Source organism: Caproicibacterium sp. NSD3 (genome assembly GCF_053613275.1).
On record NZ_CM132119.1, the window covers coordinates 1,862,958 to 1,887,478 of the forward strand.

General features: G+C 41.9%; 30 protein-coding genes. 11 read left to right on the forward strand and 19 right to left on the reverse strand.

Annotated elements, in window-relative coordinates:
- Positions 1-26: 26 nt before the first annotated feature.
- The 4 genes from ACVS9P_RS09135 to ACVS9P_RS09150 all read right to left on the reverse strand — a co-directional run bounded on the left by ACVS9P_RS09135 (position 27) and on the right by ACVS9P_RS09150 (position 1,790).
- Positions 27-497 carry a hypothetical protein gene (locus ACVS9P_RS09135; protein ID WP_452103243.1) on the reverse strand — a complete coding sequence of 157 codons (471 nt, stop codon included), beginning with the start codon at positions 495-497 and terminating at the stop codon, positions 27-29.
- 144 nt (positions 498-641) lie between these two features.
- Positions 642-1,235 (reverse strand): hypothetical protein, encoded by a 594-nt coding sequence (locus tag ACVS9P_RS09140; protein WP_452103244.1) that lies wholly within the window; start codon positions 1,233-1,235, stop codon positions 642-644.
- A gap of 13 nt (positions 1,236-1,248) precedes the next feature.
- A complete protein-coding gene (locus ACVS9P_RS09145) occupies positions 1,249-1,590 on the reverse strand; it encodes a hypothetical protein (protein ID WP_452103245.1) in 342 nt (113 codons plus the stop codon).
- Positions 1,590-1,790 (reverse strand): helix-turn-helix transcriptional regulator, encoded by a 201-nt coding sequence (locus tag ACVS9P_RS09150; protein WP_452103246.1) that lies wholly within the window; start codon positions 1,788-1,790, stop codon positions 1,590-1,592. The genes ACVS9P_RS09145 and ACVS9P_RS09150 overlap by 1 nt, the downstream gene beginning before the upstream one ends.
- Positions 1,791-2,115: 325 nt before the next feature.
- Between ACVS9P_RS09150 and ACVS9P_RS09155 the strand changes: the two genes are divergently transcribed.
- Complete coding sequence (locus tag ACVS9P_RS09155; protein ID WP_452103247.1) at positions 2,116-2,397, forward strand: hypothetical protein; 282 nt, start codon at positions 2,116-2,118, stop codon at positions 2,395-2,397.
- 251 nt (positions 2,398-2,648) lie between these two features.
- Here ACVS9P_RS09155 and ACVS9P_RS09160 read toward each other — a convergent pair whose 3' ends face one another.
- Positions 2,649-3,383, reverse strand: coding sequence for a gamma-glutamyl-gamma-aminobutyrate hydrolase family protein (locus tag ACVS9P_RS09160; RefSeq protein ID WP_452103248.1), 735 nt, complete (start codon positions 3,381-3,383; stop codon positions 2,649-2,651).
- A 221-nt stretch (positions 3,384-3,604) separates the two neighbouring features.
- Between ACVS9P_RS09160 and ACVS9P_RS09165 the strand changes: the two genes are divergently transcribed.
- The 4 genes from ACVS9P_RS09165 (at position 3,605) to ACVS9P_RS09180 (ending at position 7,021) form a co-directional block, all read left to right on the forward strand.
- Positions 3,605-5,095 carry an ATP-binding protein gene (locus tag ACVS9P_RS09165; RefSeq protein ID WP_452103249.1) on the forward strand — a complete coding sequence of 497 codons (1,491 nt, stop codon included), beginning with the start codon at positions 3,605-3,607 and terminating at the stop codon, positions 5,093-5,095.
- A complete protein-coding gene (locus tag ACVS9P_RS09170) occupies positions 5,085-5,777 on the forward strand; it encodes a response regulator (protein WP_452103250.1) in 693 nt (230 codons plus the stop codon). The genes ACVS9P_RS09165 and ACVS9P_RS09170 overlap by 11 nt, the downstream gene beginning before the upstream one ends.
- Before the next feature lie 138 nt (positions 5,778-5,915).
- Positions 5,916-6,356 (forward strand): potassium channel family protein, encoded by a 441-nt coding sequence (locus tag ACVS9P_RS09175; protein WP_452103251.1) that lies wholly within the window; start codon positions 5,916-5,918, stop codon positions 6,354-6,356.
- A complete protein-coding gene (locus tag ACVS9P_RS09180) occupies positions 6,353-7,021 on the forward strand; it encodes a potassium channel family protein (RefSeq protein ID WP_452103252.1) in 669 nt (222 codons plus the stop codon). Before ACVS9P_RS09175 ends, ACVS9P_RS09180 begins: the two co-directional genes overlap by 4 nt.
- A gap of 83 nt (positions 7,022-7,104) precedes the next feature.
- On the opposite strand, the gene ACVS9P_RS09185 is transcribed toward ACVS9P_RS09180, so the two are convergent.
- The 5 genes from ACVS9P_RS09185 to ACVS9P_RS09205 form a co-directional block, all read right to left on the reverse strand.
- Positions 7,105-7,608, reverse strand: coding sequence for a hypothetical protein (locus ACVS9P_RS09185; protein WP_452103253.1), 504 nt, complete (start codon positions 7,606-7,608; stop codon positions 7,105-7,107).
- Positions 7,578-9,116 carry a TrkH family potassium uptake protein gene (locus ACVS9P_RS09190; RefSeq protein WP_452103254.1) on the reverse strand — a complete coding sequence of 513 codons (1,539 nt, stop codon included), beginning with the start codon at positions 9,114-9,116 and terminating at the stop codon, positions 7,578-7,580. Before ACVS9P_RS09190 ends, ACVS9P_RS09185 begins: the two co-directional genes overlap by 31 nt.
- Positions 9,117-9,215: 99 nt before the next feature.
- Entirely contained in the window at positions 9,216-9,896 is a 681-nt protein-coding gene (locus tag ACVS9P_RS09195; protein ID WP_452103255.1) for a potassium channel family protein, read from the reverse strand.
- The gene (locus tag ACVS9P_RS09200; RefSeq protein ID WP_452103256.1) at positions 9,884-10,546 is read right to left on the reverse strand and encodes a potassium channel family protein; all 663 of its coding nucleotides are present in this window, start codon (positions 10,544-10,546) and stop codon (positions 9,884-9,886) included. The genes ACVS9P_RS09195 and ACVS9P_RS09200 overlap by 13 nt, the downstream gene beginning before the upstream one ends.
- A gap of 559 nt (positions 10,547-11,105) precedes the next feature.
- The gene (locus ACVS9P_RS09205; RefSeq protein WP_452103257.1) at positions 11,106-11,393 is read right to left on the reverse strand and encodes a hypothetical protein; all 288 of its coding nucleotides are present in this window, start codon (positions 11,391-11,393) and stop codon (positions 11,106-11,108) included.
- A 10-nt stretch (positions 11,394-11,403) separates the two neighbouring features.
- Here ACVS9P_RS09205 and ACVS9P_RS09210 point away from each other — a divergent pair, with 10 nt between their 5' ends.
- A complete protein-coding gene (locus ACVS9P_RS09210) occupies positions 11,404-11,805 on the forward strand; it encodes a DUF4417 domain-containing protein (protein ID WP_452103258.1) in 402 nt (133 codons plus the stop codon).
- 206 nt (positions 11,806-12,011) lie between these two features.
- Positions 12,012-12,296, forward strand: a complete 285-nt coding sequence (locus ACVS9P_RS09215) for a hypothetical protein (protein WP_452103259.1) — start codon at positions 12,012-12,014, stop codon at positions 12,294-12,296.
- Positions 12,297-12,575: 279 nt separating this feature from the next.
- Here the strand turns inward: ACVS9P_RS09215 and arsA are convergent, their stop codons facing one another.
- From arsA to ACVS9P_RS09240, 5 genes are all read right to left on the reverse strand, one after another.
- Positions 12,576-14,312 carry an arsenical pump-driving ATPase gene (arsA, locus tag ACVS9P_RS09220; RefSeq protein ID WP_452103260.1) on the reverse strand — a complete coding sequence of 579 codons (1,737 nt, stop codon included), beginning with the start codon at positions 14,310-14,312 and terminating at the stop codon, positions 12,576-12,578.
- A gap of 1 nt (position 14,313) precedes the next feature.
- Positions 14,314-14,691 carry an arsenite efflux transporter metallochaperone ArsD gene (gene arsD / locus ACVS9P_RS09225; RefSeq protein WP_452103261.1) on the reverse strand — a complete coding sequence of 126 codons (378 nt, stop codon included), beginning with the start codon at positions 14,689-14,691 and terminating at the stop codon, positions 14,314-14,316.
- Between the two features lie 26 nt (positions 14,692-14,717).
- On the reverse strand, positions 14,718-15,767 hold the full coding sequence (gene arsB, locus ACVS9P_RS09230) for an ACR3 family arsenite efflux transporter (protein ID WP_452103262.1): 1,050 nt from the start codon (positions 15,765-15,767) through the stop codon (positions 14,718-14,720).
- A 129-nt stretch (positions 15,768-15,896) separates the two neighbouring features.
- Entirely contained in the window at positions 15,897-16,208 is a 312-nt protein-coding gene (locus ACVS9P_RS09235) for an ArsR/SmtB family transcription factor (RefSeq protein ID WP_452103263.1), read from the reverse strand.
- Positions 16,209-16,388: 180 nt separating this feature from the next.
- Positions 16,389-17,123 (reverse strand): gamma-glutamyl-gamma-aminobutyrate hydrolase family protein, encoded by a 735-nt coding sequence (locus tag ACVS9P_RS09240; RefSeq protein ID WP_452103264.1) that lies wholly within the window; start codon positions 17,121-17,123, stop codon positions 16,389-16,391.
- 480 nt (positions 17,124-17,603) lie between these two features.
- On the opposite strand from ACVS9P_RS09240, the gene ACVS9P_RS09245 reads away from it, so the two are divergent.
- Together ACVS9P_RS09245 and ACVS9P_RS09250 are read left to right on the forward strand one after the other, a co-directional pair.
- Positions 17,604-18,044, forward strand: a complete 441-nt coding sequence (locus ACVS9P_RS09245; RefSeq protein ID WP_452103265.1) for a LytTR family DNA-binding domain-containing protein — start codon at positions 17,604-17,606, stop codon at positions 18,042-18,044.
- Between the two features lie 10 nt (positions 18,045-18,054).
- The gene (locus tag ACVS9P_RS09250; RefSeq protein WP_452103266.1) at positions 18,055-18,528 is read left to right on the forward strand and encodes a DUF3021 domain-containing protein; all 474 of its coding nucleotides are present in this window, start codon (positions 18,055-18,057) and stop codon (positions 18,526-18,528) included.
- Positions 18,529-18,690: 162 nt separating this feature from the next.
- Here ACVS9P_RS09250 and ACVS9P_RS09255 read toward each other — a convergent pair whose 3' ends face one another.
- From ACVS9P_RS09255 to ACVS9P_RS09265, 3 genes are read right to left on the reverse strand one after another with little or no spacing between them, the layout of a single operon-like run.
- Positions 18,691-20,355: an ABC transporter ATP-binding protein gene (locus tag ACVS9P_RS09255; RefSeq protein ID WP_452103267.1), complete on the reverse strand. Its 1,665-nt coding sequence runs from the start codon at positions 20,353-20,355 to the stop codon at positions 18,691-18,693.
- Positions 20,345-22,105: an ABC transporter ATP-binding protein gene (locus ACVS9P_RS09260; protein WP_452103268.1), complete on the reverse strand. Its 1,761-nt coding sequence runs from the start codon at positions 22,103-22,105 to the stop codon at positions 20,345-20,347. The genes ACVS9P_RS09255 and ACVS9P_RS09260 overlap by 11 nt, the downstream gene beginning before the upstream one ends.
- Positions 22,102-22,575 carry a MarR family winged helix-turn-helix transcriptional regulator gene (locus ACVS9P_RS09265; RefSeq protein ID WP_452103269.1) on the reverse strand — a complete coding sequence of 158 codons (474 nt, stop codon included), beginning with the start codon at positions 22,573-22,575 and terminating at the stop codon, positions 22,102-22,104. Before ACVS9P_RS09265 ends, ACVS9P_RS09260 begins: the two co-directional genes overlap by 4 nt.
- 151 nt (positions 22,576-22,726) lie before the next feature.
- Between ACVS9P_RS09265 and ACVS9P_RS09270 the strand changes: the two genes are divergently transcribed.
- Positions 22,727-23,281, forward strand: a complete 555-nt coding sequence (locus ACVS9P_RS09270) for a TetR/AcrR family transcriptional regulator (RefSeq protein WP_452103270.1) — start codon at positions 22,727-22,729, stop codon at positions 23,279-23,281.
- Positions 23,282-23,297: 16 nt separating this feature from the next.
- Complete coding sequence (locus ACVS9P_RS09275) at positions 23,298-23,666, forward strand: HsmA family protein (protein WP_452103271.1); 369 nt, start codon at positions 23,298-23,300, stop codon at positions 23,664-23,666.
- Between the two features lie 139 nt (positions 23,667-23,805).
- Here ACVS9P_RS09275 and ACVS9P_RS09280 read toward each other — a convergent pair whose 3' ends face one another.
- Positions 23,806-24,390, reverse strand: coding sequence for a TetR/AcrR family transcriptional regulator (locus ACVS9P_RS09280; RefSeq protein ID WP_452103272.1), 585 nt, complete (start codon positions 24,388-24,390; stop codon positions 23,806-23,808).
- Positions 24,391-24,521 lie beyond the last annotated feature (131 nt).

A 24,521-nucleotide genomic window follows, 5' to 3' on the forward strand; every position in this document is an offset into this window, starting at 1 on the left:
TTTTTAAATTTACGAAAAATCAGTTACTAAAAGAAAGGCCAAATATGAACCCCGCCACCATCTTCTTTTGACTTGGCAGGTTCTGCAGACTCGGTTTTTTCAGATTCCTGAGCGCTGTTCGCAGCCACTTTTATTTTACTTGCGTCAAGCCAGATGTTCAATTTTTCCGCTTCTCCATCGGCTATAAGAGAAGCATTCATTCCTTGTAAGTTCGGTAGATTCAGTTGATAGGAGCTCTTTCCTTCTTTAAGATCAACGCTTGATAATGTTTCCCCTTGGCTATTTTCTATAGATATTTTTGCTTTGCCACCAAAAGACATTTCAGCCGAAAAAGATAAAGACTGAGCACTGCTTTCAGTAAAAATTATTGCTTTCTTGCCATCCAACGGTTGATATTGATAATATGTATTTTTGTCATTATTCCATCCCCAATATCCATTGCTGGGGTATTTACTAAAGGCCACTGCAACGACAGTAATTACGGCAGTACATATCACCAGTGCAACAACTTTTTTGCTTTCATTCAGATTTACTCCTTTTCACACTAAAACCTCATCTATGTGCACACATCATCTGCCAAATGATAGCTTGTAACATGCTGCAATGCAATTTTTCTTTATGCCCTCTGTAATGGTCAAACACTAGTTATCCTCAATCATTTTTTGCTCTTTCATCCGGTCAATCAGCGAACAGACCATATGGTGAATTCTTTGGAAGTCTTCCGGATCGTTAATGCATCCGAATATCATGGAATAAAGCTTTCCAGATTCTCCATCGCAGTGAATCTGAAAGGTATGAGTCTTAAAATAGCCCAGAGTTTTAACTGCTTTCGCATCTAATAGACTGGAGGTAACTGCTTCATCGGTTCCGTGGATATTAAACTTTTTGGTTAATTCATCGCTGAATGCGATTTTTTTATATTTACGAATTTCCGCGGCGGCCTTCCAACCGTAGATATTGAGATAAAAGTTTAGCCGAACCTTTGTATTCATGACAAGATGGTATTGAGCATGCGATTTGAACTCAGCTCTTGTTCTGGTATAAATCGTACCGCCTCTGCTGAAGACGACAATATCATAAAGGATATTTATTCCACCGTAAACAACGGAGATTCGTTGGCCTTTTAGTGCACCTGCACTTTCATACTGTCCGCCGATTTGATCGGCAATCCTTTTCAAACTGTTTGAATTTGTCGTGCTGAATGTATCGGACAGTTCGTCAAAAAAATTTCTCATTTATCATCACTCCTTAAAACTTTCTTTGAAATATGGAAAGCATCAGCGAATGGACTAAACAGATCGCCGTTAAAATCATAAATAACATCTGAGGCACACTCTGAAATACTTGAGGCTGTTTCACAGCTACCCCTAGTGTGACAATAAGCAAACCGTAAATAACAAAATAAGTAAGGCCGTCCGATTTTGATTTGATAAGAACTGCCCGCTCGTCCGGCCTCTTTTGAATCATAGCTGTCCGTATAAAGTCATTCAAAGTCGCTACCAAAAATGCGATCACAAATAGAAAATCCAGTTTGAAAATAGCACTGAATATTAATAAAACCGCACCAACCAAAAGAACTAATAAATCCATTATTCATCCTCCTCAAATAAAAATAATTGTTCAATTGACACATGAAATGTCTTTGAAAGCTTATGGGCAAGAAAAATAGATGGATTGTATTTCCCGGTTTCCAATGAATTTATCGTCTGACGCGATACATTTGTAAGTTGGGCTAATTGTCCTTGAGAGTATCCAAACTTTTCTCTGTATTCTCTTACCTTGTTTTTCAAACAGACGCCTCCCTGTCAAGTTGGCTTGACAGTATTATATAAGCTTTTTTATTTTCTGTCAAGCGAGCTTGACAGAGCTTTTTGTTCAGCGAACTTTCGCCTAATAGATGTTGTGCATAAAAATCATCAGAACTATAATAGCCTTATACAAACTGGAATGGGCAGCGTCTATGATAGATAGTGAAAATAAAAAACTTTACTGAGTCTCTGTAAAATACGGCATAATGGGACACTAGATTCATCAAATTATGATGTCAACTTCCTGCCAGAGAAATATCCAAACAGAACATCTGAAGTTAATTTTTTTACTAAGGAGCTTCCAATTATGAGTGAGAAATTATATAACATCCAGCAGGAAAATCTAAATTTTCAAACAATCAGTGAGTTTAAATGGTGTATGAAAGCTCACGGAGAGCTTGAATTTGCCTGGAAAAATAAGTCTTACAGCATTACACGTCCTGATGGAAAAATTAGTATTTGCCAAAGGGATCATTATTCTGAAGCCTTTGATGCCGAATCTCCTGATGAAATTTGGGATCTTTTGATTGATGGAATAAAGCTTCGAGACATTATTACAAAGGTAAAAGTAATAGATAGAACAGTTTAAAATATCTTTTTAAGTCACAATTAATGGTGTCCATTATAAATGGGCATTTCCAAAAGCCTATTTCATTAAATTAAGCAAATGATAAGAAATCAGAGTCATCAAATTTGACGACTCTGATTTCTTGGACCATTTTCGATTTGTTCGCTAAAGCTGATTTGTTTAATAAATAAAATACTGTAATAATACTCACATATGGTATGCGGGTAAAAAAGACTTATTTGATTTCTTTTTAAGACTAACAATGGCAAAATTTATCTATTAGAGGTTTTCTGCTTTTTTTCGCTTTCATCACGAACAAGTTGAATAAAATAGGCAAAGTATGCACTCATATTAGGTGTACGGTCATCCCAATATGATCCAGTCAAACGTTCCGGATGAAATTGGGTTCCTAAAATAAGTCCGGATTCATGTTCATATGCCTCGATAATTCCATCTGGAGAAAAAGCTGTTGCTTTTAATCCGCGGCCAAGTTTTCTGATTGCCTGATGATGGGTACTATTTACATTAAATTCTGTTCCGAACAGTTGCGAAAGTACCGACCCTTCGCAGGCATGGATAGGATGTCGTAATTGTGGATTCATATGATAAAGCCCCTTTTGAGCGACTAAATCCTGATACAAATCACCGCCAAGCAATACATTGATCAGCTGAAACCCCCGACAAATAGCCAAGATTGGTTTTCTCCTTTTTAAAAATGACATAGCCAGCTTTACTTCAAAAGAATCACGCAATGCGTTGACTTTTACCGTTTCATTTAGAATATCCTCTCCATAGAAAGTTGGAGATAAATCACCACCACCAATTAACAGAAGTGCATCACAAAAATCTGCCATCTCATCCGGGCAATTTTCGCTACAAAGCAAAGGAAGTCCACCTGCTTTAGCAATTGCATCAGGGTAGCTTTTAGGGCAAGCAATCCAACGCATCGGATTGCCGTCCTGATAAATACCATCTGTTGAAATACAAATTGCAGGGTATGAGTTCATAATGATTACCTCTTTTTGATATATTTCAATGTAAAAACTGGTCTTCAATAACATTGTTATGATGATTGTGTAACCGTAATTAATTTATACTTGCAAGCTATAAACAATATTTATACTCCTTCAAATCATAAGCTTCCGCAGTGAGATTTTCTTTATAAATTATGATATAATATCTAAAAAAGTATTTTAGATTGCAAAATTGTGAAAAGACGTGAGTTATAATGGGTATTTCTAAATTGAAGCGGTATGCAAACCGCCCTATGATAGATTTTTTGATAATGGTTCTGGCGTTGACGGCAGCCACTTTGCTTTCCATGCTTCTTCGCACAACCGGCTTTTCCGAAAATAATGTTGTAGTAATCTATATTTTGTCGGTACTGATGGTAGCGCGTTATACCAAAGGCTATATATGGGGAATTACAGCGTCGGTCATTGGAATGTTCTGCTTTAACTTTTTCTTTACAGAACCCTATCATACCTTCAATGTCAATAATAAAAGTTACATTGCTACTTTTGCCGTTATGCTGATTGCTTCCATCTTAACAAGCACACTGACTTCCAAAATTCTGCATTCCTCTAAAGAGGCCAAGCTTCATGAAAAACAGGCAAATATGCTTTATCAGATTACCAGCTCTCTTGCAAAAGCCTCCAGTGTTTCCGATGTTGCTACCGTGTCTGTACAAAGCGTGTCCAACCTTCTTGACTGTGATGTTTGCTGCCTTACGGCCAATTCGGATGGACAGTTTTTAAAGAAATACAGCATAAAGCAGGGAGAACGCAGTGTTCATGTATGCAGTCTAACAAGTGGGGAAGAAAAATCTATCATTCAGAACAACAACATTTTCCCGATTGCGAATCAAAGTCATCAGTATGGTCTGATCTGTCTCCCGAAAAGCTGCATTTCAGAAGAAGATAACCAAGAGAAGCTGCTTTCATCAATCTCCACACAGATTTTCGTTGCAATGGAACGGGAACGCCTTTCGGACGAAAAAGAAATAGCAAAAAACGAAGCTGAGCGTGAAAAATTTAAAAGCGATCTGCTTCGTTCAATTTCTCACGACTTACGAACCCCTCTTGCTGGAATTTCCGGTGCCGCCGAAATGCTTCTGTACAGTCTGAAGGAAGAGGAAAACCGGAATCTGGCGCAGGGAATATACAACGATTCGAACTGGCTTACGCAAATGGTTGAAAACATTTTGAGTTTGACAAAAATTCAAGAAGGAAAACTGCTCGTCAAAAAGCGGCCCGAAGCGGTGGAGGAAATCGTTGGGGAAGCAGTCGGCCGCGCTTCAAAGTATGCTGATGAACACACCATAGAGGTTGAAATACCCGACAAAGTGCTTTTTGTTCCAATGGATGGGAAGCTAATTGAGCAAGTCTTAATTAATCTTATCGATAATGCGGTCAAGCACACCCCTTCTGATGGTCATATCAAAGTTACAGTAAAACCGGAGGCAGAAAAAGTATGGTTCTATGTAACAGATGACGGAACGGGTATGAATCCAGACGATCTGCCGAAAATTTTCAACCTTTTCTATAAGGCTGACGGGCTACAGTCCGATTCAAACCGTGGCATCGGGCTGGGTCTCGCTATCTGCAAGGCGATCGTGAACGCGCACGGCGGCAAAATCTATGCGAACAACAACAAAGGCGGCGGCGCTAAAATTCACTTCTATCTGCCGCTTGAAGGGGGAACCCATTTTGGAAAATAATAAATTATTTCTTGTTGTAGAAGATGACAAGCAAATCCGGTCTTTTATCCGTTTTTCGCTAAAAACCCAAAATTACCATTCCATAGAGGCAACAAACGGGAAAGAAGTCTTAAATGCAATTGTAACCGAACATCCGGACATTATCATCCTTGATTTAGGTCTACCGGATATGGACGGCCTTTCCATCATCAAGCAAGTGCGCTCCTTTTCTGACCTGCCGATTATTGTGGTTTCTGCACGCGACCAGGACCATGAAAAGATCGAGGCACTAGACGCGGGGGCCGATGATTATTTAACAAAGCCATTCAGCATCAATGAACTGCTCGCACGACTAAGGGTGATCCTTCGCCATTCCAAAAGTGAAAACGTAAGCGCGCCGCAGGTTTACAAGGTGGATGATCTAGAAGTGGACCTTATGAAACATCGCGTTCTGCTTTCTGGAGAAGAAATCCATTTTACTCCGATGGAATTCAGGATTCTTGCCTTGCTTGTAAAAAATGCTGGGAAAGTGCTTACCCACAGCTACATTTTGAAAGAAGTCTGGGGTTCTTATTTGGAAAGCGACGCACAATCGCTGCGTGTGTTTATGGCAAACATTCGCCGAAAGCTTGAAAAAGATCCTACAAAGCCGCATTATATTTTCACGGAAGTCGGCATCGGTTATCGCTTTACCAACGAATAGTTTTCTTCGAAAAAGGGCAGCACAAATTTTGCGACAGCCTTTTTGCTTTATTTATACAATCTTTATACCCTCCCCTTTATCTTAACACCAGCTTTACACCTGCTGTGTTACTATAATCAGCGGAAGGGAGGATTTCTGATGAAATTTTTTAAAAAAGAAAATCATAGGAACATCGTTATCGTCGGCTGCGGACGTTTGGGCTCTGCGCTTGCTTCAAATTTGTCTGATCAAAATGAAAATGTACTGATCGTGGACTGCAATGAGGAATCGCTGGAAACCCTACCACAAACCTACGGTGGATTTTCCCTAGAGGGAGATGGCACCGACACCGACACCTTAAAACTTGCCGGAATTCAAAAAGCCGACATCTTGATTGCCGCTACAGGCAATGACAATACCAATATCATGATCGCCCAGATTGCCAAAGAATGTTTCGGCGTCAAAACCGTGATGGCAAGAGTTGACGACACTTCCAGTGACGCTGTTTGCAGTCCGATAGGGATCATGGCAATCTCCCCCGCACTGCTTCTGTTTAATGAATTTAAAAAAGTTCTGGGGGAAAAAGAGGAATCCACATGAATATATTATTGGTTGAAGGAAATCAAAAAACCAAGTTTCTGATAAAAGCACTCCAAACCAACGATCATCATGTGGTAGTGGTTGGTCAGGATTACAGTTGGTGTAAAACGCTTGCAGACACTTTTGAGATAACCGCCATATGCGGCGATGGAACGAAACCATACATATTAAAAGACGCACAGGCGAATAAGATGGACATTGTTATCGCCCTCGGCGATGAAGACTCAGCCAACCTGATTGTATGTGAACTTGCAAAAACACAGTTTCATGTCAAAAACGTTTACGCCGTTATTAATGATCCCAAAAATGCGGACTTATTTAAAAAATTAGGTGTGGACAAATGCGTGAGTACCGTCCAGCTTTTTGCTGAAATGGTCGAGCAAGAGTCCATAGAGGATAATATTAAGAAATATCTTCCAATTGAAAATGGCCGGGTTGTCATCTGTGAAGTAATACTGGATGAAAAGTCACCCGCCCTGAACAAAAAGCTATGGGAAATTGGATTTCCTCCGCAAAGTATGATCAGCTGCGTGATAAGAGGAGAGCAAACGATTATTCCGCAGGGAAATACTGAACTGTCTGCTGGTGATAAAGCAATCGTGATTTCCTCTTCAGAAGTGGTAAATCAGGTGCTTTCCATTCTGACATTAAAAAACAGTAAATGATAATTAGCCGATTTACGGCAAAGCAAAAGTATAGGGCCTCCGAATGGCGTGAAAAGCCATTCGGAGGCCCTATGTTTTCGCTTTCAATTTATTTGCTCATCATGAATACGTTTTTTTAGTAAAAGGACAACAGCCACGGCACAGACGGTCAGCAAAACTGCCGTTATCACCTTAGGCAAAGGAACCGATTCTTTTACCGGTCCCCCGGCTTCTACAATTTGCACACTCTCGCCATGGATATCCGTTTCGCCCCCGTTTTCTGGGCAGGCCCTATTAAAGATTCCGGTAACTCTGATCATATCTCCTTTATTTTTATAATCGCCGTAATGAGTGATTCGCTGTGCATCAGCTGTTTTCAACTTGACTCCTATCGCGTTGGTTCCATCATTTATGTTTACCCAGCTGTATTCGCCTCTGTTCAGCATCTCCCCGATTGCTTCGCCCTGCACGGTAACTTCCGTTTTATCAAGTACCTTGGCATTCTCAATCAGACTGTTAATTTCTACTGTTTCCGCGGCAAATGCACTTGTTGAAAAAGGAATCAATATTAAAATGGTTAAGACAAACGCTTGAATGATTTTTCGCATAGTTTTTTAATTCCTCCACCGGCATAGCCGATTAATGCAAAAACAGAAAGGAACTCGAGCCTTCCCATATACATAGCAATAATATCATAAATTTTTAAAGCCACTGGAATTGATGGTGCCGTGACGCCGATCGAAAGGCCCACATTTCCGGTCACAGAAGCGGCTTCAAATGCAGAATCTGCAAGAGGATAGCCGCAGAATGTTCCAATCAGCGTACCTACACCGAACAAAACCATATAGCAAATTATAATGAGAGCGGATGACCTCACAATACCGTCGTCCAAAATATGATCTTTCATATAATGAAATTTGTAAACTCTCATATTCCGTTCGGAATGCAGAAGCTTTTTTACATCCATGATCAGACCTTTGAACACGACACCGACCCTAAGTGCCTTGAATCCACCCGCGGTGGAACATGCGGAACCGCCGATCAGCATTACGATGATCAGGATCAGGATACCAAAGTCTCCCCATTCCAAAGCAAACTGCCTTGCATAAATACTGCCGAAGCCTGTTGTCGTATGTGCCGACAAAACATTATAGATGATCCTCCTGAACGCAGATACAGCGTCCGGATACACATTCAGTTTTGCCAGCCAAAACAGTGCCAGCATACAGGCCACAAAACTGGTGACAAAAAAGCTCTGGGTTTCAATGTTTTTAACAAATTCTTTCCTTTTGCCTTGCCAGATGGCATAATGAAGGCCAAAGTTAAATGAGCCGAGAATAAAAATGACCATGGTAATCGTTTCATAAGACAAACTATGGTAATACATAATGTTTTGCGTCATCGGAGCAAAACCACCCGTGCTCCATGAAGACTCAAACATATACAGCCCATGTAGGAACGCGGACACTGGTTTTAGTCCGATGATCATTCCGTCGATCCACAGGCTCGCCGTGCCGATCACCAGATAAATCATGCTGATCTTCCAGATAATTCTGGCTGTTCCTTTTACATTCGGCACCAGTTCTATATCTTTTCCCTCTCCCACGTAAAACTTATAGACTCCGCTTGCTTCTTTTACCATGAAGGTAAGGGCAAGCACTACCATTCCCTGCCCTCCGATGAAGGTAAGCATATGCCTCCACATGTTTAATCCGGAAGAAAGATGGTCAAGGTCCTGTGTAAGCACCAGCCCCGTTGTAGTAAAACCGCTCATCACATCAAAACAGGCATCCAGAAAAGAATTGACATGCCCGCTTAAATAGTATGGAATCGCGCAGAGTATCATTAATATAATCCAAGAAAGCGACGCTACTACAAAGCCGTGTTTCCACTGGACACTAACATGATTTTGCCGTGTATGTCTGCCTAACAGAATCAAAGCCGCACCTACCAATACGGATATGCCCATACTGACTACAAAGTCCAGAAAAGGATTCCACTCCGCAAAAATAAGAGCCGTGATGATTGGAATCATCATCAGGAACGCAACTCCAAGGATAATGCAGCCTGTGTAATAACAGATAATTTCAGCACTCGATACGTTCTTTTCCGCCATTTTTCTTTTCACCTCATTATAATTACCGTCAAGATGAAAAGGACAGCCACATAGGCCAAAACCCCAATCAATTCGGACCCAAGGCCGAAGAGTTCAACTTTATTTCGACGCATATTTTGTTCCCCTATTATGTAAATGATTCATGAGGTCAGTCAAAACAGGATGATTGGTAATTAATAAAACCTTATCATCTTTTTCGATCTGTGTATTGCCCCGTGGATAGATCACCTTTTCGTCATGCAAAACAGAAATAATCACGCATTCCTCGGGAAGCTTCAGTTCTTTTACCTTACAGCCACACCATGGATTTTCGGCATTGATGGTTATTTCCGCCAAGACCATAGCTCCCCGTCCCAACGTTTGAATAATTCGGCAGTCTTCCCTCGCAAGTTCATATTCAATCATATTGGCGATCACTTCCGTGCTGCATACAATCCGACTGATGCCGAGTGCCTTAAACATTGCGATATTTTTGGGATTGTTTACACGAGCAATCGTTTTTTGAATATTAAAACTGATTTTGGCAATTTGACAGATGACCAGATTTTCTTCATCAGTGCCAGTCACAGCGGCAACGATTTCCGCATCTTTGATGCCGGCGTCATTTAAAACATCCAAATCCGTGCCGTCTCCACAGATAACCTCTGCGTCCAATTCGTCAGAGATTTTTATACAGGTATTTTTATCCCTCTCGATGAGTATTACCTGATAATTTCTTTCCTTCAGAGTCTTAAACAGATTGTATCCAATTTTTCCCCCACCGATAATTATTGATTCCATATTGGTATCTCCCTTGAAAATGATTGGACCAGTTTTTCCTTGTTCTTTTTTGGGATCGTGCATATTATCTTGTCGCCGTACTCGACCTGTTCCTCTTTTTTGGGAAGAAAAATATGACCGCACCTGATGATGCCCGAAATAATGCAGGAGTATTTTTCTTCGATGCCTCGAACGGGCCCCGGCTTACCTTTGCCGATAAACAGTTCAATGATGTCGTACTCTTTATCCTGTGCCGAAACAATATTGAGACTCCTCGCCGTCAGCTGGCTAATCAAAATTTCGACGCCCAACTGCACGGGACTGATCGTTTCAAGATTCAGCTTTTGGTAAATATATTCCCTGTTCGGATCATTTACACGCGCAATAATTTTTGGGACATGATAAATTTCTTTTGCAACAAGTGACACCGTAATATTGATATTGTCGTCCGAAGTCACGGCCAGCAAAGCGTCCGCCTGCTGAATACCTCCATTTTCAAGATTGTCGCTGTCAAATTCGATGCCTTTTATCATTTGCCCGTTGAATCCGCTGCCCAAATTGTCCAGTCTGTCGCCGTCCCTGTCAATAATACATACGTTGTGCCCCAGATTAGACAGTTCCATAGCCAGATTGCTTCCTAGCCTTCCGCATCCAATTACGATTATGTACATATTCCACCTCTGTCATTTCACCGCAAAAGCAGTTGCTTTTTTTAACCAGAGAAACATATCATCTTCTGACTTTATATTTCTCCTCGCTTTTGCTCGCATTAAAGACTATCATTATTTTTATAAAGATAGTGTTAAGATACATGAAGGCGGTATTAATACTCTATAAAGACTAGGCAAAGCTGACTTTTTGTCGGCCATAAACCGCCATTTTTTAGTAAAAGACCGATAATCCAAGATCCTGAAACTGCCATATTGGCATAGATTTCATGGTGAAATAGTTTTTGATTTTTCTATAATTCGCTGGAAAAAGTCCTTTATTTCTGGCAATCTTCTTTGGTCAGTAGGAAAACCAAGGAGAAGATCCAATCGCCACTTTTTGAGTGCTTTCTGAAGCGAATAGAGGTCGTCAGACTTGTTCTGATAACCTCTATTTTGATATGCCTATATTTTAAACCGATGTTCAAATGATTAAAGCAACTTTTTATTTTAAGATTGAATTGTACTTATTTTAGAAAAAGATCAGGCTCCAAGGCATTTTTGCCCTGGAGCCTAACCTTACTTATGCTGTGTAAAGATTTTCTTGTCCTTCTGTTTTTTTAGCTTTTTCTAACATGCTGGCTTTGCTGTACTGATCAAGATTGTATCTCGTAACGGACGAGTCACAGTGAAATGTAGTTGGATTCCCCAAATCAGAATGAAACGCAACCTTAAAGACTACTTCCACTCTGTCGTGAAAAACAGTCACACGATCTACATATTGCTGAACCATGGCACGAACTTCTTCCTTACGACTGCTCTTTGCAAATTCTTTGATTTTGGAGAGATTTTTGAGAACCTGTTCCTCCATAAAAACAAGAATGTTGAGATGGCACCTATTCTGCAAGCTTTACAACACATTTCGGAACCGCTGGTGCGGTGCCTATTTTGCATCAAAAGGAATCCGCGTCATTCCAACTGTAAGCTGGGAAAACGAAAAAGGCTCCACGGTTGCGGTATCCACCTATATGGTATCGGAACATGACAATCGTCAGGATCAGAAAGAGTTTTTTCTCAAGGGTTATAATGAAATGCTTCGCCTGATTGAACCGGAGAAAATCATCTGCGGAGAAGAGCCTCTTCCGGTAGGAAGTAATCTTATTATTAAAAGCGGATCTGTTGTAAATGAGAATCATCAGAACTATAATAGCCTCGTACAAACTGGAATGGGCAGCGCCTACGGTAGAAAAGGAAACCGAACCCAAACAAGCCGGGCGATATAAATAAAGATGGATATAGGGGGACACATATAGGTGATAATGGGTTAGGCAACAGAGAACGCCATCATACGGATCATGACAATCCGAGAGACCATACCAAACCTCATGATCATATCATAACGTGGGAAAACAGTCATCCAAACTTTAGTAAACCAATCAATTACCCGGACGGCGCTCCGGAATTCAAAAAACATGGAGGCTATTCTTACATGGGAGGAAAAATTATTCAAGGGAACACCCCAGAACAGAATCGTTTTGTCAGTATCAATGATTTCAAGTGGTGTATGAGTTGCGGCGGCGAAGTGGAATTTGATTGGGCTGGTCAAAAATACGGTGTTTCTCATACGCAAGAAAAGATCATTATCTATCTTTACAACCAGCCTGATACGACGAAATATTTTAGCACCGCGGATGATGTCCTGGAATACATGGTCGGTAAAGACAAACTACGCGGTGTGATTACGAAAGTTATAGTGATCGATCGTACCATTTAATTCAAATTTTTTACTGCCTTAATGAATGACTTTTTTAAAAATGAATGCTTGAGTACAAAGTAGTATTGCTACAACAAGCAATCCCCCAGCTATCCTTTGGAACGGCTGGGGGATTTTTATTATTAATACATTTAACTGTGTAATTGCAGTTAGATTCATATTGAATTTCGACGAACTTTAATGCAAATTATTTTATGATATCACTAGCGAGGTAGTGATTCAACATCTGGACAATTTGGCTACGGCACGAATTATAAACACAAATAAATGTTCATTCTTTCAGAGTGTCGTTAGACGGTTGCCTTTGATTTCGTCGGCACTCCATTCAATTAATGCAAATTTCCCACCTGCATGTTTATCAACACGGTTAATCCATTCAATTTCATTTGCAGCCTTTGCCGCCAGCATGGGGTTAGTCGTATTCGTACCATACAAAGATTGATTAACAATCCACCATTTTGCAGAAATATCCGCTCGTTTTAAATCTTCCTCTAAGCGAAGAGACTCATATACAGGGGTTGCTTCGGGCAAAGTTACAATCAAAACTTCGGTTTCGTCAGATTTAAGCCTCGGCAGAAGTCGTCTCACCGATTCAGGGACCTCTCCTTTGGTTCGCTTGATTTCGTGGTTGTAACTTTGCGTAGATTCCAGCAGCAGCAAAGTGTGTCCGGTAGGTGCAGTGTCAATTACAACGACCTGATCGTCAGCTTTTTCCACAATCTCTGCAAAAGCGCGGAACACAGCTATTTCTTGTGTGCAAGGAGAACGCAAATCTTCCTCTATATAGGCCATATCTTCATCACTCATCCCTGACTCGCGGGCTTTATTCAGCACTTCGGACTGATACTTTTTCAGCTCTTTGTCTTCATCAATATGGCTCATAGAAATACCACTTGTTTCGTCCAGCACAAATTTTAAGTGTGCCGCGGGATCAGTCGTGGTCAAATGAACTTTTTTCCCGCGCTTTGCAAGACCCAGCGCCACTGCGGCGGCAATAGTGGTTTTTCCAACACCACCTTTGCCCATTGTGAAAATAACACGCTTGCCCTCTGCCGCCAGCTCATCTATAATATCATTCAATGTAAAAACATGAGAAGCATTCAGTTTTTCCTTACATTTGGTCACATGGTCGGCTTTCAACAAGGCACGTACATTTTCAAGTCCAGTGACATTATAGGCCCTTAGGGGCACCATGCTAAGTGGTAATGTTTGCAAGCTTTCCGGCATTGCATTAAGCGCCGCTTGTTGCTTTTCATACAAGTTGGAAGAAAGCGTATCACTGTGCTCTGTCAATATGCCGTTGACAACCAACATTTGATTACGAATCCCAAGTGTGGAAAGCTCGCCAGAGGCCCGTGCAGCTTCTTTGAACGGCGCCGTTTCTGGACGTGTCACAAGAATTAGTGTCGTCATATTTCCATCGGCCAAAGTTTCCACCGCCTGCTTATAAATTGCTTTTTTACTCTCCAATCCGGAAAGCTGACCTAAGCAGGATGCACCATGCGTGCTTTCACTAATAAAATTACTCCATGCGGACGGAAGTTGGAGCATACGCAAAGTGTGACCAGTAGGTGCAGTGTCAAAAATGATATGGTCGTATTCCTGCTGTATTTTTCCATCTGTAATAAAATTTGAGAATTCGTTAAATGCTGCAATCTCTACGGTACATGAGCCAGAAAGCTGTTCTTCCATATTAGTCAAAACCGCAGCCGGCAGCTTACCGCGATAAGGCGCGATGACACTTTCCCGATATTCGGCAGCAGCTTGTGTGGGATCCAGATTTGCTACAACCAAGTTCGGTACATTAGGGATTGGAGTTCCTTTGTTTGTCAATTCCATGGAAAAAACGTCTTGTAAATTTGAAGCAGGATCGGTACTGATTAACAGTACCTTCTTCCCACTATCTGCCAATGATACAGCTGTAGCGCAGGCCACGCTGGTTTTTCCTACCCCACCCTTACCCGTATAAAAAAGGTACTTTGTAAGTTTGATAGTTTGAGGATCAAAAACATTCATTTTAGCAACAGCCTCCCTTGCAGCAGCAGCTACCATTTCTTTTTGGATTTCCCGAAGATTTCCCCAGCAGATCAGCAGGCAGATTCAGCCACTGTGTAAATTCTGCATTGGTAGGATATCTGCCGGTCAGAACAATTTTTCCGTCCAATACGGCAATCGGTAAACCGTCCGGCCCTTTAGCGTTAATAAAATCATTAACGACCTTATTGTTTACAAACTCCCTCGGAGCACTATTGAGGTTGAAACGTTTAATTGTTATGCCGTGCTTTTTCAACGTTTCAAGTACTGTAGAAATACGGAGCAGTTCAGGGTCAACCCCGACGCCACAAAGCCCGGTAGAACAGCACATGGCAGGTTCAAAGATTTGCATTGTTTTCATAAAAATACACTCCTTATTAATTTGTTTTAATTTCTTGGAAACCAATGTTGTGTTTTATTTGCTATCTTGACTAACAGAAGCATGACTGGTACTTCTGTTAAAACACCTACGGTAGTGGCAAGCGCAGCGGCAGAACTCGTGCCAAAAAGAGAAATTGCCACCGCAACAGATAACTCAAAGAAATTGGACGCACCAATCATTCCAGCCGGTGCAGAAATAGAATACGGCAACTTCAAAAGCCAAGCCGCAAAATAAGAAATGAAAAAGATAAAAAACGTCTGAATAATCAACGGCACAGCAATTAATACAATGTGCAGCGGATTACGAATAATCGTTTCTCCTTGAAATGCAAATACCAACACCAGCGTTAGTAATAACCCGATTGTTGTTACTCCATCAAATTTTTTAACAAATGTGTTATTAAAATATTCTAAGCCCTTTTTCCTAAGCACCAGTGTCCGGGTTAGTATCCCTCCAACCAGAGGAATCACTACAAATAGCACCACCGATAAAAACAATGTGTCCCAAGGCACTTCAACATTGGAAACGCCCAACAGGAATTTTACAATCGGAACAAATGCCACCAAAATAATTAGGTCATTGGTTGCTACCTGCACCACTGTATAAGCTGGGTTCCCTTTCGTGAGCGTACTCCAAACAAATACCATCGCTGTACAAGGAGCCGCACCTAACAATACGGCACCTGCCAGATATTCTGTTGCAAGTTCCGGCGCAATAAACGCTTTAAAGACTACAAAGAAAAAGAAGGAAGCGATCGCATACATTGTAAATGGCTTAATGAGCCAATTTGCAATCCATGTGACAAATAAACCTTTTGGATTCTTACCGACATCTTTAATGCTCTGAAAATCCACCTTCATCATCATAGGGTAAATCATCAGCCAAATAAGGACTGCCATAGGGATAGATACTTTGGCATATTCAAATTTGTTAAGAAATGCTGGAATCATAGGGAAAAATTTTCCGATAAAAATTCCTACCGCCATACAAAGGATTACCCACAACGACAAATACTTTTGAAAAAAACCAATCTCTGGTTTTTCCGCAGTTTTCAAAATAATCACGCTCCTTATCATATAGAAAATTTTCTATATTTAAACTGTTTTTTTGTCGGTGTCTATTCCATCATGGAACATAGCACCGACAATCGACAACGCTGGCAGCATATCATTTATGCATCTGCGTCACCGCTCTTTTTGATAGCATATACAGTCAGATGTTGAGGAAAATATATTTCCTAACTGTTTATAAAATGCTTGCAAATTATCATTGTTAAGTGAATAGTTTACCCATTTTCCCTCTGATCGTGCTTTTACAACACCAGCCTCTATTAACACTTTCATATCGTGGGAAAGTGTCGGCTGGGTAATATGAAATTCCTCTAAAATCTTACAGGCACAAAGTTCTCCACAGGAAAGCATATCAACAATACGCAGTCGCTTTGGGTCTGCAAGGGCTTTTAAAACTTTTGCACTTTCAATATATTTTTGTTCCATTGTACAACCTCACATAGAATATTTTCTATGTATCAGTATATGCATTCATTAGAAAAAAGTCAATACATTCTTTGGACTTTTTTAAAACTATAACGAATAATGAACTTGTAACGCTCTTACTCAACGGATTACATCCTCCAAAAGGTTATAGGAAGATTGATACTTATTGAGTAAAAGCATTCACTTTGCAGTTTGTTTTGGAAGTTTTTTACTTTCATCACGAACAAGTTGAATAAAATAGGCAAAGTATGCACCCATATTAGGCGTACGGTCATCCCAATATGATCCAGCCAAACGTTCCGGATGAAATTGGGTTCCTAAAATAAGTCCGGATTCATGTTCATATGCCTCGATAATTCCATCTGGAGAAAAAGCTGTTGCTTTTAATCCGCGGCCAAGTTTTCTGATTGCCTGATGATGGGTACTATTTACATTAAATTCTGTTCCGAACAGTTGCGAAAGTACCGACCCTTCGCAGGCATGGATAGGATGTCGTAATTGTGGATTCATATGATAAAGCCCCTTTTGAGCGACTAAATCCTGATACAAATCACCGCCAAGCAATACATTGATCAGCTGAAACCCCCGACAAATAGCCAAGATTGGTTTTCTCCTTTTTAAAAATGACATAGCCAGCTTTACTTCAAAAGAATCACGCAATGCGTTGACTTTTACCGTTTCATTTAGAATATCCTCTCCATAGAAAGTTGGAGATAAATCACCACCACCAATTAACAGAAGCGCATCACAAAAATCCGCCATCTCATCCGGGCAATTTTCGCTACAAAGCAAAGGAAGTCCACCTGCTTTAGCAATTGCATCAGGGTAGCTTTTAGGGCAAGCAATCCAACGCATCGGATTGCCGTCCTGATAAATGCCATCCGTTGAAATACAAATTGCAGGGTATGCGTTCATAATGATTACCTCTTTTTGATATATTTCAATGTAAAAACTGGTGTTCAATAACATTGTTATGATGATTGTGTAACCGTAATTAATTTATACTTGCAAGCTATAAACAATTTTTATACAGTAGCAAAGTTTTTGTCCAAACGGAAATAGCGTTTTGCATAAAGTTATATTGCTTTGAGTCTGCTGGAAAAGCTTCAAAAGTGTTAACCTATACAAAAATAATAATAGCCTAAGAAACCAAGATACATGAAGGTGGTATTAATACTTTATAAAGGCCAAGCAAAGCTGAATTTTTGTCGGCCATAAAGCTCCACTTTTCAGTAAAAGACCGACGATTTAAAATCGTCGGTCTTTTACTTTGCCTATCTTTATGAGGATTTGAACGAACGACCACCTATGCTCAAAATATAGCCACTTATTAAAAAGTATTGGAATCTAAATTGTACATTCATTATACTAGAAATGTACGAAAGCGGTGATCAAATGGAAATAGAAATTAAAGTAGATGACTCCTGTAAAGAGCCTAAAATCATCGTTATAACCAATCAGGTAACAGAGGAAATCAATAATCTTGTTAAGAGAATTTCGCAAGTAGCACCACAAATGATTGTCGGATTTCGAGAAGATGGTGCTGAAATCGTAGAACAGGAAAAGATTAGCCGGGTCTACGCTGAGGATGGAAAGGTTGTAGCCATTGCAGATGGTCATGAGTATATTTTGCGATTGCGCTTGTATGAACTTGAAGAACGGCTAAACAAAAACTACTTTGTTCGGATTTCAAATTCGGAGATTATTAATTTGAAAAAGGTCAAGAATTTTGATCTTAGTTTGACTGGCACGATTTGCGTTAAGTTCGACGATGGTACCGTTACTTACGTATCGCGCCGATTTGTTTCCAAAATCAAACAGATGCTTGGAATATGAGGTGAATAAAATGAAGAAAAAAACGAAGTTTGTTTTTTCTTGCTTTTTTGGTGCAATGCTTGGCTTAACGATTGCTGTGATTATAACGATCGTCATTTCAGTGATTCTTCACGATGGCAAATATTATGCAGTTCCCCCGGAATTAATCGGTACTTGTGGGAACGAAATAAACGCTGTAATGATTCAAACAATTCTTTCGCTGTTCTATGGAGCCGCATGGGGCGGGGCCTCTTGGATTTGGAGTATTGACCGCTGGAGCATTCTGCGGCAAACCATCACACATTTAGTTATTTGTTCAGCAGCAACTCTTCCAGTCGCATATTTTGCCTATTGGATGCCTCATAATATTAGAGGAATTCTGATATATTTCGGTATTTTCTTTGTCATTTATCTGATTATCTGGATTTTCCAATATTCGAGTATGAAAAAACGATTACAGCAGATAAATGAGAAGCTTCATAACAACCTTGACAAAAAGCAATGAATCTGACAAACGTCCGAATTTTTTAATTTTTAACGTAAATACTGCCCTCTGCCTACCCGCAAGGTCTTAATTTCACTTGGTTTCTGGCATAAATCCTATAAGACCACCTGTACAACTAGCAGAGCCGTCGAATTTGACGACTCTGCTTTTTTGATTTGCTGCTTATACTGCTACATCATTTGATGCACCAATCCGGATTATCCGCTGACCGTTGACATGCTCCTGCAAACGGTGGGAGATAGAAAGCACTGTCCGGCCCTCGGCGGCGCGCTCCAACGCGTCCAGCATACGCTGTTCCGTGTTGCTGTCGAGATTCGCGGTGATTTCATCCAACAGCAAGATTTCTGGCGATGCCGCTACAGCCCGCGCGATAGAAAGAAGCTGGAACTGACCCTGCGAAAAAGTGGCTTCTGAAGCAGGCGTATCATATCCGTCCGGCAAAGAAAGGATGCTGTCGTGCAGTCCCACCAGTTTGGCCGCATTTTCGACCTGCTCTCGGCCGACAATTGGATCAAACAACGAAATTTGCTCTGCAACCGTACCTTCTACCAGATGAAAGGACTGCTCCACGTAGCCAAATAGATGGCGCTTTTTTTGGTCCGGAATGTCAGAAGCCCCCAATTCTTCAATCAATACCCGCCCTTCAAACGGTCGATACAACCCCAACAGCAGGCGGAAAACAGTGCTCTTGCCAGCTCCTGTTCTGCCAACAAACGTGACCGCCTCTCCTCTGCTCACTGTAAAGCTCAGATTTTGCAGCACGTCGTTGTTATCGTCATACCCAAAACGTACATGGTCAAATCGGACGATAGGAGCCGCATCTGAGCCCTTTTTTGCGTTGGAATTCTTCGGCATCTCCCGCTCCGGCTCGGCCAAAAACTCGTCGATCCGTTTTACTCCCGCCACAGCGGACTGGATGTTCTGAATTTCCATTCCTAGGCTCTCCAGCGGTTCGAATACCTGGCCTACATAGGCGATCACAGCCACCGCCGTGCCTACACTGATACCGAAAAATTCGCGGATACCGCCTCCCATCGCAGCACAAACCATCATTATGGCAATGACGCAGGAACTGACAAAAATGACGATAGGCGAATAGATGGAATCATAGAGATTTGACTTGTCCGTTGCGCGGTAACTCTCACTAATATAATCGTCGTAGCGCTGTTCCATGTACTGCTCTCGAAGCAGCACATGAATCATACGAATATTGCGGATCGTCTCAGGCACATGATTGTTTACCTTGCTCACAGCTACACGGTTTTCGAGCTGTGCCTTTAGCATCCGCTTCTGAAACAGGCGCGTCATGGCAAAAAGCAGCGGTGTAACCAGCAGCATCAGGAAACCAAGCCCCGTACTCTTATAAAAAATTACGACCAAAATGCTGACCACCTTACATCCGTCGGCAAACATACTGATAATTCCGTCCGTAAAAAGAGAGTCCACTGTATCCACGTCGTTCACGAAGCAAGAAGCAATTTTACCGGCTTCATGGGAGGTAAAATAAGCTGCAGGCAAACGGTGAAGTTTGGCACAGAGCGCGCTGCGCAGGCCGTGTGTAACTTTCTGACCAAATACGGTTATCATCACATTCTGCCCGGATTCCAGCAAGCCGGACAGGGCGATAAACCCAAGATAGGAAAGCGCCAGACTCAGTGCAATTGCCTGTCCCGCCGTGAGATCGTTAACCACTCGCTCCAAAATTAACGGCGGGAACAGTGCCGTTATAACAGCCAACACGATCACAAGTATAGTAAAAACGCTCGTCGCGGTGGATGTGGCAACGACCCGACGCAGCACCGTACGGAGGTTTTTTTCATATTTCATGTCCGCCGCCTCCATTCATCTGTTCCAAATAAAGCTTTGCATAATCAGGATTTTCCTGCATGAGTTTCTCATGGGTGGAGAAAATGCTCCTGCCGTCGCTTAAAAACAGCACTCGGTCAAATGTGGGGAATTGATACAGCCGGTGAGAAAACAGAATCACGATTTTATCCTTGGTCAGTGCCCGCAGATTTTTCAGTATGGTTTGCTCCGTGCCTTGATCTAAAGCGGAGAATGGATCGTCCAGCACAAGGACACTGCTGGAGTTATACAATGTCCTGGCAAGTGCCACGCGGGCCTGCTGCCCTCCAGACAGACGCACTCCGCCGCTGCCCACCAGCGTACTAGCACCCTGCGGCATCTGTCGCACCTCTTCGTCCAGACACACTGCCCGCAAAAACGGTTCAATTTCTCCCGGCTTCCCCAACCGGATATTTTCCGCCAACGTATCGCTGATCAGTTCCGGTTCGTGTCCCATGTAGGAGATCAGCTGGCTGCGTTCGCAGTGGCTCAACTCTCTGAGCTCCCGCCCGGCCACGCGGATACTGCCGCAGTAAGGGACTTCACCGATGAATCCCTTTCCCAACGTAGATTTTCCGCAGGCCACAGGTCCCGTCACCCCAATAATCTGCCCCGGATGGACAGAAAAGGAAATGTCCCGCAGTACGGTTTCTCCGTCTGCCCAGCCTAAAGACACGTTGAAAAACATTAATTCGGCGGGTTTTGCGACATTCGGCAGGGATACGGTGTCCTGTCCTATGTATTCCTTCATCAGTGGCTTGATGCGCGCCCAGGACACCTGAGCTTTCTGGATGGCGTTAAAGAGCTTAGCCGCATGAGAAGATTTGAGAGCCATTTTTGTGAAACAGGAGAGAAAGGTGGTGAAGGCGGCGATGTCCCAACTTTTCCACCCCATGCCCAGCACATTTTGTGCACCTAGATACAAAATCAGCACTGCTCCGCACATGGATATGATATTGTAGAGCGGCTGCATTGTGTTTTCCCAGAGATTCGCCGCAACAGCGCATTTTTCGTAGTCTCCCAGCCGTACCTCGTAAGCAGCATCTCGGTTTTGTTCGCAGCCGTAGACCCTATAGGTCACGGCGTTGGAGACACGATCCATTGTAGCCCCATTTAAGCGTCCGGCACTTTTTTTATAGGCAGCGTTGCTTTGAGCAACCCGTTTTTTCAGATGTCCGGCGATGAGGTAGGCAAATGGTGTGAATGCACAGGAGAGCAGCGCCAGACGCCAATCATAAGAAAAAAGCATGACTGTATATGCCACCAGTACCACGCCAGTGTCAAAGACCTCTGTTGTAAATTTTCGCATTCCCTCCACACATGTGTCCACATCTGCCACGGCTTTTGTCATAATAGAACCAAGATTTTCTTTTTCCAATTTCTCACGACTCATGTGGACAAGACTGTTGTAAAGCATATGGCGCATATTACGGCTTGTGTCGTTGGCGAATCGGCGCACACCGAAGCGTTTGAGCGCTCGCATGGCTTGCACAAATAGGATCACAGAGAGATACAGCACCGCCAGTGATACCATAGCGGACACCGTTTTATCGCCCTTCATGATATCAAAAAGGCACTGTGCAAGCTGCCCCTCGAAATAAGGCCCTGCCACCATCCCTACGTTATAGAGAACACCTGAAGCTGTGACCAATATAAGCGGTCTTACCTCCAACCGAAAGTAGGACCCAATGCGGTCCGGCTGCGGAACCTTGTGAATCCGCTGATGGCTCATCTTTGCCCGTCTCCCTCCAAAAAGCGCTGGGTCAAGTTGGGAAAGCCCGCCTTGCTCTCAGCCTTAGAGCGGGTGTAGAGCATATTCAAAATACGGCAAAATTCTGCATTATCCTCTGATGTGAGCGCTTCTTCCAGCCATTCATAATACAGTGCCTCCACAGAGGCTTTGGAGTTTTTTAGGCTGTCTGCCTTTTCCGTAGCATATAGAAGCTGACTGCGTCCATCCTCCGGGTTAGGCTTGCGAATGAGATAGCCCTTCGTCTCCAGACTCGCCGCGCGGCGCGCAGCTGCACCCTTGTCCAACGTTAAAAGCTCCCGCAGCGTCGCCTGCGTGATACCGGGATTCTTCCGCACTGCATGGATAAAATCATATTCTGCCGTGCCAACGCCATCTGTTTTTAACATTCGCACAGTGAATTTACTTACCTCGCGCGCAATCTTTGTAATCTGCCGTCTTGTACTGTCCATTCTTCACGCTCCCAATAAAATAGATGTAGTATCAACTAATTGGATGATACTACATCTATTTTTCAATGTCAACATCTTTAAAATCTCTTGACAAGTATCAATCATAGAGTTATAGTGAACATTGTTCATTTAAACAAGTTGGAGTGATAATATGGCAAAAATAATTCCGAATGCCCGTGAGCACATACTAAGTACGGCAAAGGCCATTGTAAGTACACAGGGTATTGATGCACTAAACATGCGCAGCGTATCCCGGGGCTGCGGAATTGCCCTTGGAACGATCTACAACTACTTTCCGACCAAGGCGGACCTTTTGGTGGAACTGATGGCCGCTTATTGGGACGATTTTTTTATAAAAGTTGAGGACTATTTGCAGGAGGAGCACGACTTTTACACCGCGCTACGCTACATTTTTAATTTGCAGTCTCAGTATGTGAACGCTTTTCGGCTTGAGTGGCTTGTCCCATCGTTTTACCAGACCCCTGAAGGTGTTCAAAAAGGCGTTACATTAGAGCAGCGTTACTTGCAAAGATTCACGCAGCAAATTGAATCTCTTCTATCTAAAGCGCATAAGGCAGGCCATATTTTCCCAAAAAGATGTGAACGAGATACCGCACAATTTATTCAATTCAATTTGATAGCACTTTCCCGGCAACATACGATTTCCTATGATTTGTTTGAAGAATTTTTAAGGGAACTGCTATAAAACAGGAGGATTTTTTATGTTGATTCTGTCAATTATCTGCATGTGTCTGGCGCTCCTCTTTTACTCCGTGGGCGTTTGGAGCGAAAAAATCCAGCACCGGCTTAAAGCCTGGCATCTTGTCATGTTTTGGGCCGGTCTTGTGTTTGATACGACCGGTACAACTATTATGAGCAAAATAGCCAAAGATGGTTTTGTATTGAATTTTCATGGCGTTGTAGGGCTTCTTGCTATTTCACTCATGATTTTTCATGCGTTTTGGGCTACTGCTGTTCTGAAACGAGACAATGAGAAAAGCTTACAAAATTTTCACAAGTTTAGCATCATCGTATGGGTCATATGGCTTATTCCCTTCTTCTCTGGCATGATTTTTGCCATGCTAAAATAATGCCCCAGAAAGGCGTTCAGTTTGAACAAAAGGCCGGCGATTTTAAATCGCCGGCCTTCTTTATTTTACCTGTATTCATGCAGATTTTTAAGCTTTAGTTTTCTAAATTCAATGCAGCCCAAATCAAAATTTTAAAAATTTATTGGGATTGTTTTAATAGGCCATTCGCTCCTGATTTGAAAAATTCCACTAGCTCCTGCGCCAAAAACGATGGAGAATATTTCATATCGTTATTGAGCCACCACCGAATCACTGAAACATAAAGGGAAGAAATCAGTTCCAAGCATAGATCTCTTGTAATCGAAAGTTGCTTAGGAAAACAGCTATCCAGCTTTTCCAGTAAAGCATTCTCGCACTTTCTACTGGTCCCAAGCATTTCTTTATCATTCAAGATGAATTTGTAAAGCACCGCATCCTCTTCCACCGTTTTCATGATACCGCTTAAATTATTAAAAAAGCTTTCATAATCTAAGTTTCCGTTTACAATATGAGCTTGCGGCTCTATCAAACACAATATGTTTTGAATCGCCTCGTCCACAATCTTTTGAAGAAGATCAAATTTATCCGCATAATGAAGATAAAACGTCGACCGGTTGATCATCGCTTTATCCGAAATGTCATTAACCGTTATATTCTTGAATCCTTTTTCATCCACCAATTTGACAAAAGCAGCTCTTATCAATCGGCGTGTTTTGATTACACGCAAGTCGCGATCACTAGACAATTTTCTTCCTCCTATCTATTTACACGTCTTAAATCAACAAATTCATTGTCTTTGTTGTAAAAGCAACAGATCCACTCTTATCAATCATTGAGCAAAACCTTCATTTTTATTATACTACGAGATAGAGACAC